General features: G+C 64.8%; 16 protein-coding genes. 5 read left to right on the top strand and 11 right to left on the bottom strand.

Annotation, left to right across the window (positions count from 1 at the left end; translation table 11 throughout):
* Nucleotides 1–5 precede the first annotated feature (5 nt).
* From GW587_RS13190 to GW587_RS13180, 3 genes are all read right to left on the bottom strand, one after another.
* On the bottom strand, nucleotides 6–887 hold the full coding sequence (locus GW587_RS13190; protein WP_166103429.1) for an NAD(P)H-binding protein: 882 nt from the start codon (nucleotides 885–887) through the stop codon (nucleotides 6–8).
* 52 nt (nucleotides 888–939) lie between these two features.
* The gene (locus GW587_RS13185; RefSeq protein WP_371875587.1) at nucleotides 940–1,464 is read right to left on the bottom strand and encodes a TetR/AcrR family transcriptional regulator; all 525 of its coding nucleotides are present in this window, start codon (nucleotides 1,462–1,464) and stop codon (nucleotides 940–942) included.
* A 114-nt stretch (nucleotides 1,465–1,578) separates the two neighbouring features.
* Nucleotides 1,579–2,571: a GlxA family transcriptional regulator gene (locus GW587_RS13180; protein WP_166103424.1), complete on the bottom strand. Its 993-nt coding sequence runs from the start codon at nucleotides 2,569–2,571 to the stop codon at nucleotides 1,579–1,581.
* A gap of 110 nt (nucleotides 2,572–2,681) precedes the next feature.
* On the opposite strand from GW587_RS13180, the gene GW587_RS13175 reads away from it, so the two are divergent.
* From GW587_RS13175 to GW587_RS13155, 5 genes are read left to right on the top strand one after another with little or no spacing between them, the layout of a single operon-like run.
* Entirely contained in the window at nucleotides 2,682–3,323 is a 642-nt protein-coding gene (locus GW587_RS13175; RefSeq protein ID WP_166103421.1) for an HD domain-containing protein, read from the top strand.
* A gap of 12 nt (nucleotides 3,324–3,335) precedes the next feature.
* Entirely contained in the window at nucleotides 3,336–4,067 is a 732-nt protein-coding gene (locus tag GW587_RS13170) for a ZIP family metal transporter (protein ID WP_166103418.1), read from the top strand.
* Between the two features lie 19 nt (nucleotides 4,068–4,086).
* Nucleotides 4,087–4,671, top strand: a complete 585-nt coding sequence (locus GW587_RS13165; protein ID WP_166103415.1) for a carbonic anhydrase — start codon at nucleotides 4,087–4,089, stop codon at nucleotides 4,669–4,671.
* A 26-nt stretch (nucleotides 4,672–4,697) separates the two neighbouring features.
* Nucleotides 4,698–5,321, top strand: coding sequence for an HD domain-containing protein (locus GW587_RS13160; RefSeq protein ID WP_166103412.1), 624 nt, complete (start codon nucleotides 4,698–4,700; stop codon nucleotides 5,319–5,321).
* A gap of 16 nt (nucleotides 5,322–5,337) precedes the next feature.
* Nucleotides 5,338–6,444: an alkene reductase gene (locus GW587_RS13155; protein WP_166103410.1), complete on the top strand. Its 1,107-nt coding sequence runs from the start codon at nucleotides 5,338–5,340 to the stop codon at nucleotides 6,442–6,444.
* Here the strand turns inward: GW587_RS13155 and GW587_RS13150 are convergent.
* The 8 genes from GW587_RS13150 to GW587_RS13115 are packed head-to-tail and all read right to left on the bottom strand — an operon-like array spanning nucleotide 6,428 to nucleotide 15,267.
* Entirely contained in the window at nucleotides 6,428–7,585 is a 1,158-nt protein-coding gene (locus tag GW587_RS13150; protein WP_166103407.1) for a Gfo/Idh/MocA family protein, read from the bottom strand. The genes GW587_RS13155 and GW587_RS13150 overlap by 17 nt on opposite strands.
* 1 nt (nucleotide 7,586) lies before the next feature.
* The gene (locus GW587_RS13145) at nucleotides 7,587–8,642 is read right to left on the bottom strand and encodes a sugar phosphate isomerase/epimerase family protein (protein ID WP_166103404.1); all 1,056 of its coding nucleotides are present in this window, start codon (nucleotides 8,640–8,642) and stop codon (nucleotides 7,587–7,589) included.
* Between the two features lie 13 nt (nucleotides 8,643–8,655).
* The gene (locus GW587_RS13140; protein ID WP_166103402.1) at nucleotides 8,656–9,606 is read right to left on the bottom strand and encodes a substrate-binding domain-containing protein; all 951 of its coding nucleotides are present in this window, start codon (nucleotides 9,604–9,606) and stop codon (nucleotides 8,656–8,658) included.
* Nucleotides 9,607–9,630: 24 nt separating this feature from the next.
* On the bottom strand, nucleotides 9,631–10,632 hold the full coding sequence (locus GW587_RS13135) for an ABC transporter permease (RefSeq protein WP_166103399.1): 1,002 nt from the start codon (nucleotides 10,630–10,632) through the stop codon (nucleotides 9,631–9,633).
* Nucleotides 10,610–12,100 carry a sugar ABC transporter ATP-binding protein gene (locus GW587_RS13130; RefSeq protein ID WP_166103397.1) on the bottom strand — a complete coding sequence of 497 codons (1,491 nt, stop codon included), beginning with the start codon at nucleotides 12,098–12,100 and terminating at the stop codon, nucleotides 10,610–10,612. Before GW587_RS13130 ends, GW587_RS13135 begins: the two co-directional genes overlap by 23 nt.
* Before the next feature lie 7 nt (nucleotides 12,101–12,107).
* Nucleotides 12,108–12,956, bottom strand: coding sequence for a sugar phosphate isomerase/epimerase family protein (locus GW587_RS13125; RefSeq protein ID WP_166103395.1), 849 nt, complete (start codon nucleotides 12,954–12,956; stop codon nucleotides 12,108–12,110).
* A 9-nt stretch (nucleotides 12,957–12,965) separates the two neighbouring features.
* Nucleotides 12,966–14,690: a GMC oxidoreductase gene (locus GW587_RS13120; RefSeq protein ID WP_166103393.1), complete on the bottom strand. Its 1,725-nt coding sequence runs from the start codon at nucleotides 14,688–14,690 to the stop codon at nucleotides 12,966–12,968.
* Nucleotide 14,691: 1 nt separating this feature from the next.
* Complete coding sequence (locus GW587_RS13115; protein WP_166103390.1) at nucleotides 14,692–15,267, bottom strand: gluconate 2-dehydrogenase subunit 3 family protein; 576 nt, start codon at nucleotides 15,265–15,267, stop codon at nucleotides 14,692–14,694.
* Nucleotides 15,268–15,274 lie beyond the last annotated feature (7 nt).

Genomic DNA, 15,274 nt, shown 5'->3' with positions numbered 1-15,274 from the left:
CCCGGTCAGCGCTGGAAGGCGCCGATGTTCGCCCTGACGAACTGCTCCACGGTTTGCGGCGCCTGGCCGGTGATGTCACCGATCACGCAATCGACCCCGGAGAAGATGCCGTTCTGGTAATCGACCGCGATGGCCAGGAAATGCTGGATGATGTGGGCCGGCAGCTTGAACTTGTTCAGGTGCTCGCGGTACTCCTCCAGCGTGGCGGGGCTGTAGACGATGGGTCGGTCGAGGATGCGGCTCAGCTCGGAGGCAAGCTCCTTCTGGCTGAACTCCACCGGGCCGTACAGCGGGTAAGTCTTGCCGACGTGACCCGCCGGGTCGGTCAGGATGGCCGCGATCAGGCGGGCCTGGTCTTCGGCGGCGATCGGCGCATGGCGTCCTTCGCCGAGCGGCATGGCGATCCTGCCCTCTTCGACCAGCAGGCCGCGCACCCAGGGGAAGGTCAGCCATTCGCTGAACAAGGTCGGGCGCAGATGAACGGCGGGAACGCCCGACCAGTCCAGCACCCGTTCCGCGATCCAGTGGTCACGGGCGGCGTGGCTCTCGGAATCGTCGCGCGCGGAAATCTGCGACATGCTCACCACCATATCCAGACCGGCGCGCTGCGCGGCATCGGCGAAATACGCCGTGGCCTGGATAAAGCCTGGGCGTACCGGATAGCACAGGTAGGCGGCCGATACGCCGTCCACCGCCCGCAGCACGTCGTCGTGGTTCAGCAGGTCGCCGACAACAATCTCGGCGCCGGCCTGGCGCAACGATTCGCTGCGTTCGTCGATGCTGTGCACCATCGCGCGCACGGCATGTCCGCCTTTGAGCAGCTGGTTAATTGTGTGGACACCGGTTTTGCCGGTTGCGGCGGTAATCAGATATTTACGTTGTTGCATGGCGTTCCCTAACTGTGCATATGCACATAATTGTGTAAAAAAAATGGACCTTTTAAATCAGACTGAGACGCCGCCGAACATCGTCCAACAGCTCGGCAGCGTCGGCCGGATCGGACATGAGGCGTGACATGGTCATGGCGCCGACCATCGCCGCCATGGCGAACCCGGCGTCTGAACGGGCATGCGCCGTGCCCTCCTGGGCCAGGCTCCCGGCCATCACCGCCACCAGGTCGTCGAAGCCTTGCGCGGCGGCAGCGCGCGCGCGGTCGTCGGCGCGCACCAGTTCGCTGCCCATGCCGGCCAGCGGGCAGCCGCCGGCGCGGTCGTCGCGATGTTCCATCGACAGGTAGCTGTCGACGATGGACATGAAGCCCTGCCGGCCACCCGCCGCGGAATCCTCCTTGAAGCGCGCGACCAAGCCGTCGATGGCGCTGCTGCACGCCTCCGCCACCAGTTGGTCCTTCGATTCAAAGTGTTTGTAGAAACCGCCGTGCGTCAGGCCCGCCTTGGACATCAAGGCGATCAGCCCGGTCGCCGAAATGCCGTTGAGGCGGAACTCCTCCGCCGCGACATTCACGATGGTCTGTCGCGTTTCGGCTGCATCCGCCTTCGATTTCCTCATGATCTCCGACTCCGTTTGGCATTCAGTATTTGGATTATAGTTATAATCCAAATGAAGTCAAGGGCGAAATCAGGATTCGCCGCTGCCGGGCGCAAAGCGCTGCACGTAGTCCTTGGGGCTTAGCCCAATGCGCCGCACGAACGCCTTCCTCAGCACATCGACGCTGTTGTAGCCGCAGCGCCGCGCGATCTCTTCCAGCGACTGGCCGCCGAACTCCAGCGCCCTGCTCACCGCCTCCAGGCGGACATCCTCCACATATTTTGCCGGCGTCGTGTTCAGCTCGCGCTGGAAGGTGCGGATCAGCGTCCTTACGCTGGTCGCCATGTGGTCGGCCAGGATCTCGACGGTCAGGTCGGACTCCAGATGTTCACTGATCCACAGGCACAGCGCGTCCAGGCTGGAGCTGGGTGTTTGCTGCGATTGCAGCGAGACGCTGAACTGCGCCTGGCCGCCGGGCCGCCGCAGAAACAGCACCAGATTTTTCGCCACCGCCAACGCCGCCTCGTCGCCCAGATCCTCGCTGACCAGCGACAGCGCCAGGTCGATCCCGGCCGAGATGCCGGCCGACGTGTAGAGGTTGCCATCCTTGACCCAGATCGGCGCGGGGTCGACCCGGATCAAAGGATAGGCGTCGGCCAACTGTCGTGCCATGCCCCAGTGGGTGGTTGCCTTGCGTCCGTCCAGCAAGCCGGTCTCGGCCAATACAAAGGCGCCCACGCAGATGGAGCATATGCGCCGTATATGCCGCGCGCGCTTCCTGATCCACGCCACCGCTTCGGGGTTGAGGCGGTTGATGGCGGCGAAGCCGGTCGCGACGATCAACGTATCGATGGGTTTGCCGGACTCGCGCTCCTGCGCTAGGGTGCGGTGGCCGCGCAATTCGATCCCGGTTTCGCTTTCCAGATAGAGCTCGGCACCTGCCGATACCAGCTCGACCTGATACGGTTGGGCGGCCGTCTGGCTCAGGCGGTTGGCATAGGCGAAGACTTCCGCCGGGCCGATGACGTCCAGCGCATCAACCGGCGGCAGCCCCAGGATCACCACACGCTTTTTAGATTTCATCCTCAACTCCCATTTTATTTTGGCACAAATCATCGTAAAACAGTCATTTTAGCCAATTTGATTGTCCCTACAATGGGTTTCATCAACCAACCCTTTCCAGGAGATGCATCATGAGCGCACCAGTCACGATCGGCGGCATCATCGCACCGGACACCGCACTGACCCGCAAGGCGGCGGACCTCGTCACCAAGGTACACAACAAGGCGATGCAATACCACGTGCATCGCTCGTGGTGGTTCTCCGACTTCATCGGCAAGAAACGCGGCCTGAAATACGACCGCGAGGCGCTGTACCTGGCGTCGGTGCTGCACGATTTAGGGCTGACCGAACAATTCACGCGTGAGCACCGTTTCGAAGTCGACGGCGCCGACGCCGCCAGCGAGTTTTTGATAGCCAACGGCTATTCGGAGCGGAAAGCGGAACTGGTCTGGGATGCGATCGCGCTGCACTCCAGCGCCGGCATCGCCGAACGCAAGGCGCCGGAAATCGCCCTGCTGCACTTCGGCGCCCACGTCGACATCTTCGGCCTGCGCCTGGAGGAAATCACGCCGTCGCTGGTGGACGCCACGCTCGCGCTGTATCCCCGCCTCGGCATGAAGCAGGCGTTCCAGGCGGCGGTGGCCGAGGTGACCCGCAAGAAGCCGCACCACGCGCTGGGCACGGGTTTGGCGGACGTCGGCCGCCGCCACATACACGGCTTCGACTGCCCCAACATCTGCGACCTGATCGACGCCGCCCCGTTCGAGAGCTAAGCAGGCCACCACATGAACCCAGTCCTGGTCACCATCCTGCTGGCTACCACCTTGGCCGGCGTCGTCAGCATCACGGCGGCGGGCGTGCTTTCATTCACGCTGCTGTCCAAGGTGGTGGAACGCATGGCAAGCGTGTCGGTCGGCATCATGCTGTCGACATCCCTGCTGCATGCGCTGCCGGAAGCCTTTGAATCGCAGGCCAGCGCGCAAAGTCTGTTCGCCACGCTGCTGGGTGGTTTGCTGGCCTTCTTCCTGCTTGAGAAGGTCGCGATCCTGCGCCAGCCGGAAGCGCCACGGCACGGCAAAGCAGGATGGCTGATTCTGGTCGGCGACGGACTGCACAACTTCACCGACGGCATCATGATCGCCGCCGCGTTCCTGGCGAATCCAGGACTGGGACTGGCGACCGGCCTGGCCATCGTCGCGCATGAGATTCCAAAGGAGATCAGCGACTTCGTCGTACTGCTGAATGCCGGTTACTCGCGCCGCCGCGCCTATGTCTACAACTTGCTGGGTAGCTTGATGGGCGTGGCCGGCGGCCTGCTGGGCTATTACACGCTCGACCGCGCCAGCAGCCTGATCCCCTATGTACTTGTGTTTGCATCGTCCGGCTTCCTCTACATCGCGCTCAGCGACCTGATGCCGCAGATGCAGCGTCGGACGACGTTGCGCGAGTCGCTGCCGCAAGTGTTGCTGATCGGGGCGGGAATGGTGATCGCCTTGACCTCTTTTTTAACTAACTAACCAACTAATGGAGTAAGAAATGACGACTAACTACAGCGAATATGAGTTCCGCACCCAGCCATGGTTCGACCAGGATAACTTCGACGGCTTTAACTTCGCCATCCCGATGAAGACCATGGTCATCCACTGCTTCGACCCGCGTGCGGCCGAGATCCCGCAAGCGATCGCGGCGCACTTTCCGGACGAGGTCTACCCTGGTGAAAACGTGCTCGACGAAGCAGGTAACCGCATCGGCCACACACGCACCCTGTTCGCGGTGTCGAACGCCGGCGGCCGGGCGTTCTCGGCGCTGCAATCGGTAGCGACGATGGAGTACCTGTTCCACGTGCAGAACGTCATCGTGGTCCACCACTCCTTCTGCGGCGCGACCGGCTTCCGGCCGGAGCAACTGCTGGAACACTTCCACCACCACCATCACGCCGACCTCGCGCCGCTGATCGAACAAGGCAGCCAGGCCATCCTGAACTTCGAGGACTCGGTCAAGCACGATGTCGCGCTGCTGCGCAACAGCCCCGCCGTGCCGAAGAACGTCAAGCTGTACGGCTTCTTCTACGAAATGAACAGCGGCACGCTGACCGAGATCGTGCGCGATATTCCAGTTTGAATGCATAGCCTTTGGAGGACACGCTCATGATCGCAGGTATCACCATTCCGGACAGCCCCATCGCGCGTCAAGCCGGCGCGCTGGCGCGATCCGTTTCCAACGACGTGCTCTACAACCACGTCATGCGCTGTTACTTCTTCGGCATGCTGTTCGCGAAACAGGAAGGCACGCCGGTCGACGAGGAACTCATGTTCCTGTCGGCGGTGCTGCACGACCTGGGCCTCACCGACCACGCGCCGGGCCCGCACCGCTTTGAAATCGAAGGCGCGCTCGTCGCCCGCGAATTCCTGGTGGGGAAAGGCGTCTCGGCCGAGCGGGCGCAAAGCGTCTGGGACAACATCGCGCTGCACACCTGGGATATGAACCACTTCCGTGGCGACACCAGCCGGCTGATGCAGCTGGGCCTCGCCTATGAAGTCTCGGGCGGCCAGGGCGCCACGCTGGCGGCGGACGACGTCGCCGAAGTGCTCAAGCATTACCCGCGACTGCACTTCAAGCGCGAGTTCAACAACATGCTCAATCACGAATACGACACCAAGCAGCCCTATCCGCACTGGTTCCACATCTGCTCCCGCGTCGCCCACAACCGTGCTCCGCTGACGATCGTCGACGCGTCAACGGTGCTCGCTTGGGCGCCGTTCGACGAATAATCTCATCAGGATTAATATGACCACCCTATTCTCACCCTTCAAATTGGGCCGCTACACGCTGCCGAATCGAATCGTCATGGCGCCGATGACCCGCGCACGCGCGATCGATCTGCGCCCGAACCTCGACACCGCCATCTACTATCAGCAGCGCGCTTCGGCGGGCCTGATCATCAGCGAAGGCGTTCCCATTTCCGAGGAAGGCCGTGGCCAGGCATACACGCCCGGCATCTACAACCCCGCGCAGGTCGAGGCCTGGCGCAAGGTGACCCGCGCGGTGCATGAACGCGGCGGACGCATGTTCGCCCAGCTGTGGCATGTCGGCCGCGCATCGCATACCTCGCAACAGGTCGGCGGCCTCGCGCCGGTCGGCGCCTCCGACCTCAAGGGTGAAAACGTCTACACCTGGGTGGTGGGAGACGACGGCGTCGCCGGAATGGTGCCGCAGAGCCAGCCGCGCCAGCTGGCGACCGAGGAAGTGGCGCGGGTGACGAGCGACTTCGTGCACGCCGCGCGCTGCGCGCTGGAGGCCGAGTTCGACGGCATCGAACTGCACGGCGCGAACGGCTATCTGTTCGAGCAGTTCATCAACGCCAGCGTCAACAACCGAAGCGACCGATACGGTGGATCGATCGCGAACCGGCTGCGCTTCACCCTTGAGACGGTCGACGCGGTGGCCGCCGCCATCGGCGCCGACCGCGTGGGCATACGCCTGGCGCCGTTCGGCCGGTTCAACGATATGCGCCCGTTCGAACAGGAGCGCGAGACCTGGCTCGCGCTCGCCAGCGAGCTATCGAAGCGCAATCTGGCCTACGTCCACCTGTCCGATCAGGAGACGCTGGGCGAGCAAGGCATTCCGCAAGGATTTGTGGCCGAATTCCGCGCCGCCTACGCCGGCACGCTGATCCTGGCCGGCGGCTACGACAAACAGCGTGGCGTCGCGGCGCTGGACGCCGACAAGGCCGACCTGATCGCCATCGGCCGCGCATTCATCGCCAATCCCGACCTGGTGGAACGGATGCGGCACGACTGGCCGCTGGCGGAGCCCGACCGCGCGACGTTCTACGGCTTGGGCAATCACGGCTACACCGACTACCCAGCCTATCAGCTCACTCCGCAAGCCTGATCCAGCGCGAGCCCTGGCGGTTGCTCTCCATGGCCGCGTCCATAAACTTCAGGCCGGCGACGCCATCGTCCACATCCGGCATGCCGAGCGTCAGCTCCGGCACGGCCTGGGCGGCATCACTGGCGTGGATGCGCGCGGCGGCGTCGCGGTACAGTTGCGCGAACGCCTCCAGATAACCCTCCGGATGGCCGGATGGCACACGGGTCGCCGCGTCGGCAGCGGCGCTGCGCACCCGGCCGCGCGTCAGGCGCTGGGCGCTGCCGCCTTGCGGCGTCAGCCACAGCTCATTCGGATTTTCCTGCTCGAAGCTGAGGGCGGCCTTGGTCCCGTACACCCGCAGGCGTAAGCCGTTTTCGCAGCCTGTCGCCATCTGGCTGCTCCACAGCATGCCGCGCGCGCCGTTGGCGTAACGCAGCATCACCTGCACGTGGTCGTCCAGCCGGCGCCCCGGCGTGAACGCATGCAACTCGGCCAGGATCTCATTCGGCAGCATGCCGCTGACGTAGCCCGCCAGATGATACGCATGGCTGCCGATGTCGCCCAGGCAGCCGTTCGGCCCGGCGCGCAGCGGATCGTTGTGCCAATTGTCGCGCTGGTATTCCTCGCTCTGGTTGGCCGGCTCGGCCAGCCAGTCCTGCGGATACTCCACCTGCACCAGCCGCACCTCGCCGATCTCGCCCGCCGCCACCATAGCGCGCGCATGCCGCACCATCGGATAGCCGGCGTACACATGGGTCAGCGCGAACACCTTGCCGCGCTCGCGCGCCAGGGAGGCCAGCGCCACGCCCTCGGCCAGCGAAATCGCCAGCGGCTTGTCGCAGATGACGTGGATGCCGGCTTCGAGGAACGCCGTCGCCATCGGCGCGTGCAGGTAATTCGGCGTGACGATGGCGACCGCGTCGATGCCGTCCGGCCTGGCCGCCTCGGCGCGCGCCATGTCTCGGTACTCGGCATAGCTGCGCGCCGGATCCAGGCGCAGGCCGGCGGCGCTGGCGGCGGCCCGCTCGGCATTGCTGGACAGGCTGGCCGCGACCAGCTCATAGCAATCGTCCAGCCGCGCCGCGATGCGGTGCACCGAGCCGATGAAGGCGCCGTCGCCGCCGCCCACCATGCCCAGTCGTAGTCGTCGTGGTACGCTCATATCAGTTCTCCAGGCCCATCAGCGCGCGGACCTGTTGCAGGTCCGCGCCGCTGCCGGCAAAATCGTCGAAAGCCCGCTCGCCCACACGGATGATGTGGCTGCGGATGAAGTCCGCGCCTTCGCGTGCGCCGTCCTCGGGATGCTTCAGCGCGCATTCCCATTCCAGCACCGCCCAGCCCGGATAATCATACTGCGCCATCTTGGAGAAGATCGCCTTGAAGTCGATCTGCCCGTCGCCCAGCGAGCGGAAGCGGCCGGCCCGTTGCTGCCAGCCCTGGTAGCCGCCGTACACGCCCTGCCGCCCGTCGGGGCGGAACTCGGCGTCCTTGACGTGGAACGCCTTGATGCGTTGGTGATAAATGTCGATGAAGGCCAGGTAGTCCAGCTGCTGCAACAGGAAATGGCTCGGATCGTACAGGATGTTGGCGCGCTTGTGGCCGCCGACCGCCGCGAGAAAGCGGTCGAAGGTCACGCCGTCGTGCAGGTCCTCGCCGGGATGCAGTTCGTAGCAAAGATCCACGCCGGCATCCTCGAAGGCGTCCAGGATCGGCAGCCAGCGGCGGGCCAGCTCCGCGAACGCTTCCTCGACCAGTCCTGCCGGACGCTGCGGCCACGGATAAATGTACGGCCAGGCCAGCGCGCCGGAAAAACTGACGTGCGCCGCCAGCCCGAGCCGCCGCGAAGCGCGCGCCGCCAGCATCAGCTGATCGGTGGCCCAGGCCTGGCGCGCCGCCGGATCGCCACGCACGTGCGGCGCGGCGAAGCCGTCGAACAAGGCGTCGTAGGCCGGATGCACCGCCACCAGCTGGCCCTGCAAGTGGGTCGACAGCTCGGAAATCTGCAGGCCATGCGCGGCCAGCATGCGGGTCACGTCGTCGCAATAGGCCTGGCTGTCGGCGGCTTGCGCCAGATCGAACAGGCGCGGATCGCACGGCAGCTGGATCGCTTGATAGCCGAGGCTGGAGGCCCAGCCGGCCAGGTTCTCCAGACTGTCGAACGGGACGTCGTCGCCCATGAACTGCGCCAGGAAGATGGCCGGTCCCTTGATGGTTTTCATGCTGGGCTCCCGCTTAGTACGGCGAATCGGCGAAGTAGAACTGCTTGGCGTTGTCACGCGTAATCAGCACCGACGGGATGATGGTCTTGGCCGGCAACGCCTCGCCTTTCAGGCGCGCGGTGGCGGTCATCTTGATCGCATCGTAGATGAACTTCGGCGAATACGACACGTCGGCCTGGATCAGCTTGTCGCCGTCGATGATCTTCTTCACGGCGCTCTTGGAGCCGGCGCCGCCGAACACTTCCTTGATGTCGCTGCGCTTGGCTTGCTCGATGGCTTTGACCACGCCGATGGCCATGTCGTCGTCGGCCGCCCAGACCGCGTCGATCTGCTTGAAGCGGGTCAGGTAATCCTGCATGACCTTGAAGGCGTCGTCGCGGTTCCAGTTGCCGTACTTGGTGTCCAGCACCTTGATGCCGGGGTGCGCGCGCAGCTCGGCGTTGAAGGCTTCGACCCGTTCGTTGTCCAGCGTGCTCGGCATGCCGCGCAACACGACGATATTGCCCTTGCCGCCCATTTTCTTGCCCAGGTATTCCGCCGGCAGCTTGCCGAAGGCGGAGTTGTCGCCCGCCACGTAGGCGTTCTGCGCCGCCGGATTGGTCAGGCCCCGGTCCACCACGGTCACGTAGACGCCTTTGTTCTTCAACTGCGTCACCGGCTGCGTCAACGACGCCGATTCCAGCGGGAAGATCACCAGCGCGTTGATCTTGTTCACCACCAGCATGTCCTGCAGTTGGTTGGCCTGCTCCGGAGTGCTGCCGGCGGTCTTGATGATGATCTTCAAGGTCGGATTGGCCGCCTCAAGCTCCTTCTTGGCCTGGTTGGCCCACCAGACGATGCCGCCGGTGAAGCCGTGGGTCGCGGTCGGGATCGCCACGCCCAGCGTGATTTTCTCCGCCGAGGTCGCGGAGCCGGCGGCGAACGCCAGCAGGCAGGCGCCGACAATACGTTTGAATGTGATCATTGATGTTCCTTTGATTTAAAAAAATTAACGGCGGCCGCGCTGCATGTAGGCGACGGTGATGATGACCACGCCCTGCACGGCGGCGTTCAGGTGGACGCTGATGATGCTGGTCAGGTTGACGATATTGCCGATCACCGACAACAGGATGGCGCCGATGACGGTGCCGATGATGCGCCCGGAACCGCCCTTGAGCGAGGTGCCGCCGACCACGACGGCGGCGATCGCCTCCAGCTCCCACAGGATGCCGGTGGTCGGCGTGGCCGAACCCAGGCGCGGCACATACAGGATGGTGGCGATCGCCACGCAAACCCCCAGCAGCAGGTAGGTCAGCAGCTTGATCTTGTCGACGCGGATCGCGGCATAGCGCGCCACCTGCTCGTTCGAGCCAATGGCCTGCACATGCTGACCGAACGCGGTGCGGTTCAGGATCACGGCGCCGCCGGTCGCCACCAGCAGAAACACCAGCACCGGCACCGGCACGCCGAACAGGCTCTGGTAGTAGACCGGGCTGTAGACATCGGCCACGGTGCTGTCCAGCGTCAGCGCGCCGCCGTCGGACAGCCAGGTCAGCGTGGCGCGGAAGATGCCCAGCGTGCCGAGCGTGGCGATGAATGGCTCGATGCGGCCGCGCGTGACCAGCACGCCGTGCGCGCCGCCCAGGATTCCGCCGAGCAGCAGCGCCAGCGCGCAGCCCAGCAGCACCGTGGGTAGCGGCCCCAGCGGCTGCGCCGCGCCGGCCAGCGCGTTCATCATCATGATCATCGCGCCGGCGATCAGCGCCGCCATCGAGCCGACCGACAGGTCGATGCCGCCGGAGACGATCACGAAGGTCATGCCGACCGCGATGATGCCGATGAAGGCGGTGCGGGTCAGCACGTTCATCAGGTTGTCGATGGTGGCGAAGTCCGGGTTCAGCAAGCCGCCCGCGATGCACAGCAGGATCAGCGCGGCCACCGGGCCATAGCCCCGAAAACGCTCCAGCGACGGCTTGGGCAAAAGTACTTTAGTGGTGGGTGTCGGTTGCATGGGAAATCAATTCTTCTTCGGTGAGATGGTCGTGGTCCAGCATCGCTTGCAGCTTGCCGCCGTGCAGGATCGCGACGCGGTGGCACAGGCCGATCAGTTCAATCAGTTCGGACGAGATGACGATGACCGCCCTGCCCTCCGCCGCAAGGCGATGGATCAGCTGGTAGATATCGCGCTTGGCGCCGACGTCGACGCCACGGGTCGGCTCGTCCAGCACCACCACGCGCGGATCGCTGTGCAGGTATTTCGCCAGCGCCAGCTTCTGCTGGTTGCCGCCGGACAGCGCGCCCGCCTTGCAGTCGACGTCGCGCAGGCGGATGCCGAAGTCGGCGATCGCCCGGTCCAGCGCGGCGCGGCCGCCCTTCAGGTCCAGCCACGGCGTGGCGTCGCGCTCCAGCGTCATCATGGTGAGGTTTTCGCGCAGGCCGAGCTCGACGTGAAGGCCCTTGCCCTTGCGGTCCTCGCTCAGATAGGTCAGGCCGTGCAGCATGGCCTGGCGCGGGTTGCGGATATCCACCGGCACGCCGCCGATCTCGATCAGGCCGGCGGTGCGCGGACGCAGTCCGAGCAAGGCTTCGAAGGCTTCGGTGCGGCCGGCGCCGACCAGGCCGCCGAAGCCGAGGATTTCGCCGGCGCGCACCTCGAAGCTCAGCTCTCGCACCCAGCCGGGCACGCTCAGGCCCTCGACCTTGAGCAGCGTCCCCGCGTCCGGCGCGGGTGGCTGCTTGGCCAGGAACATGTCCGACACGTCGCGGCCCACCATCAGGTTGGCCATCTGGTGGCGGTCGATGTCGGCGGTCAGCGCGCGGCTGACGTAGCGGCCGTCGCGCATCACCACCACTTCATCGGTGTTCGCCTCCATCTCGTCCAGTTTGTGCGAGATGTAGACGATGGTGACGCCTTCCGCCTTCAGTCGCGCCATCAGCGCGAACAGCTTGCGCGTTTCGCCGGACGACAGGCTGGCGGTCGGCTCGTCCATGATCAGCAGACGCGCCTTGCGACTGAGCGCCTTGGCGATCTCCACCAGTTGCTTCTCGGCGACGATCAGATCGGCCACCCTGGTGTCGGGACTGATATCCAGTCCCACCTGTTCCAGGCAGGCGGCGGCGCCGGCGCCCATCGCCTTCAGATCCAGCAGCCAGCCGGCGCTCTGCTCATGGCCCAGGAAGATATTCTGCGTCACCGTCAGATGCTCGGCCAGGTTGAACTCCTGATGGATCAGCGCGATGCCCAGCGCCTCGGCCTGGCGCGCGTCGGCGAAGCGCTGTTCGACGCCGTCGACCAGCAACTGGCCGCTGGTCGGCGCCTCGTAGCCGGCCAGGATCTTCATCAGGGTCGACTTGCCAGCGCCGTTCTCGCCCAGCAGCCCGTAGACACGGCCCGGCTCCAGCGCGAAGTCGACCCCGTGCAGCACCCGCACCGGGCCGAACTCCTTGACGATGTGTTGAAAACGGACGGACAAACTCATGGCGCCCTTACTGCGCCGGCATCTTGGCCAACACCGCTTGCAGGCCGCGCATCGACGCCGCCACGGTTTCCAGCTGGCCCATGCCGTTCGGATATTCCTCCTGCTCGATGATGATCCACTCGGTGCCGCCGACGCTGCGTACCGCCTTGGTCAGGCCGGTCCAGTCGGTGCGGTCCTGGCCGATGATCGGCGTGCCGTCGGTGCCCTTGAAGAACTTGGCCTTGTAATGCGTGGTCACGGTGCGGCCCGGATACTTCTTCACGTACTCGACCGGGTCTTTGCCCGCGTAAGTGGTCCAGCCGACGTCCTGTTGCAGGATGAAGTCCTTGGGCGTATTTTTCGCCAGCAGATCCCAGTTGGTCTCGTTCTTGGCGCCCAGCATTTCCTGCTCATGGTTGTGATAACCCAGCTTCATGCCCTGCCCGCCCAGCTTGACCGACAACACGCTCAGCTGCTTGGCCAGATCGTTGGAACCCGCAACGCTGCCGCCGCGCTTGTCCATCGAGATGATGAGGCGGCTGCAGCCCAGCGCGCGGTAGAAGTCGGTGGTGGCCTTGAAGTTAGCGTCTTCCAGCTTATCCACGTGCATGTGGGCGCCGGCGCATTGCAGGCCGGTTTTCTTCATGAAGGCGCTCAGTCCCGCCGGATCGGCCTGGTACTTGCCGAACTCGCCCGCGAACTCGACGCCCTGGAAGCCCAGCTTGGCCAGCTTGTCCAGCGTGCCTTCGAAGTCTTGCTTGATCTCGTCCTTGACCGACCACAGCTGCACCGCCAGGCGCGGATTGGTGGCGGCCTGGGAGGCTGCCGCCGCCAACATCAGGATCATTGCCAGGGCGTTGCGTTGGTATGTTTTCATTGTTTTTCCTTAGAGTTTGCCAAGCTTGAGTTGTTCGACCGCGTAAGCGCAGGCGCGGGCGGTGATCGCCATGAAGGTCAACGACGGGTTTTGCCAGGCGCCGGAACACATGCTGGCGCCGTCGGTCACGAACAGGTTCGGCACGTCGTGCGACTGGTTGTGGCCGTTCAGTATCGAGGTCTTGGGGTCGCGCCCCATGCGCGCCGTGCCCATTTCGTGGATCGACAGGCCGGGCGCCCATTCCTCCACCGTCTTGTTGGATTTCTTGACGTCCTTGACGCCCAGCGACTCCAGGATGTTGGCGGCGGTGTCGGCCATGTCCTCGCGCATCTTGACCTCGTTGGCCGAATAGGTACAGTCGATGTGCAGCTGCGGCATGCCCCATTTGTCTTTCTTGGTCGGATGCAGGCTGACCATATTTTCATAGCGCGGCAGCATTTCGCCCTGGCCGGACAGGCCGAAGTGCCAGTCGCCGGGCTTGCGCAGCATGGCTTTGTAGTCCTTGCCGAAGCCGGGTTTGTAGCCGCGTTGCCAGCCTTCGCGCGTGGCGCTACCCGCCAGCGCGTAGCCGCGCAGGAAGTCGGGATGCTGATCCAGCACGTTGCGGAAGCGTGGGATGTAGGGTGCGGTCGGACGGCGGCCGGAGTAATAGTCGTTCTCGAAACCCTCGACGCGGCCGGACGCGCCGGAACCGAACAGATGGTCCATCAGGTAGTGGCCCAGCACGCCGGAGGAATTGCCCAGGCCAGTCGGGAAGGCCTCCGAGGTCGAGTTCAGCAAGACCTGCGTGCTGCCGAGCGTCGAGGCGCACAGGAACACCACTTTCGCGTGGAACTCGCGGGTTTCCATGGTCTCGGCGTCGATCACCCGCACGCCGGTGGCGCGGTTGGTCTTGGCGTCGTACAGCACGCTGTGCACGATGGCGTTGGTGGCGATGCTCAAGCGGCCGGTGGCGGCGGCCGCCGGCAGGGTCGAGCTTTGAGTCGAGAAATACGCGCCGAAGGAACAGCCGCGATGACACATGCTGCGCGCCTGGCAGGCGCCGCGCCCCATTTCCAGATGTTTCTCGGTCGGCTGGCTCAGGTTGGCGCAGCGGCCCATGATCATGCGGGCCGGCGCGAAGGCGGCGTCGAACTTCTTCTTCATCGCGGCTTCGACGGTGTTGAATTCGAAGGCCGGCAGGAATTCGCTGTCCGGCAGCACCGCCATGTTTTCCCGCGCGCCGCTGATGCCGACGTGGCGCTCGACGTGGCTGTACCAGGACTCCAGGTCCGCGTAGCGGATCGGCCAGTCGGTGCCGTGGCCGTCCTTGGCGTTGGCGCCAAAGTCGAGGTCGCTCCAGCGGTAGGACTGGCGCGCCCACATCAGCGACTTGCCGCCCAGCTGATTGCCGCGTATCCAGCTGAACGGACGGCCGTCCGGGGTGCTGTAGGGCATGTCGCGGTCGTTGTTGAAAAACTGCTTGGTGTGATCGTCGAAGGCGTAGCACTTGCGTTGTTCGGCGAACTGTTCCTGCGCCAGTTTTTCCTCGACCTGGCCACGGTTGGGCAGCGTCCAGTCGTCGACGCCTTCGCCAATGTAGTCCGTGCGGTGCTCGACCGGACGGCCGCGCTCGACCATCAGCGTGCGCAGGCCGCGCTCGCACAGTTCCTTGACGGCCCAGCCGCCGGTGATGCCGGAGCCGACCACGATGGCGTCGAATACTTCGGCGCTTTGCTTGATATAGGCGCTCATGTCAGATCGCCCAGGTGCGGGTGTTTTTGCGCAGCGGGACGTTGCCCTTGTAGCCTCCGGGCACCGGCAGATAGGCCAGCTCGCGCGTCGAGCCGGCTTCCGAGGTGTAATAGGCGAACAGGGTGTACGACTTCAAGCGACGGAAAAAGCGTTGGTCCTCGGCGTTGAACGGCGCCTTGCCCTCGTCGAGCGCGTGCAGCAGCGCGATACGCCGGGGGGACGGCAGCGCGCGGAAGCGTTTGCCGGTTTCAGCCAACGCCACCGCGTCGACGCGTTCCAGTCCGGCGATGAAGCCTTGCTGTTCCAGCTGGGTCGCGCAGGCCAGCAGCATGTGGTCGATGGTGCGGTGCGCGCCGACCGCCAGCGCGCCCGGCGTGTCGGTGGCGGGAATGATGTGCTCGGCCAGCACGCCGGTCAGCGCCAGCGCGTCGGCCGACAGCAAGCCCGCCACCGCCGGCGTTTTGCCGGCGGCCGCCAGCGCCGCCAGGGCGTCGCCGGATAAAGCCAGGCCGCACAGGCCGGCCATTTTGATGAGAGCGGATCTGCGTCCGTCGATCTCTCGTTGTGTTTGCAACATGTCTCCT

It is taken from the genome of Duganella aceris, assembly GCF_011090165.1.
GTDB classification, from domain to species: Bacteria; Pseudomonadota; Gammaproteobacteria; order Burkholderiales; family Burkholderiaceae_D; genus Rugamonas; species Rugamonas aceris.
This window is presented reverse-complemented; position numbering and strand designations above follow the sequence as displayed.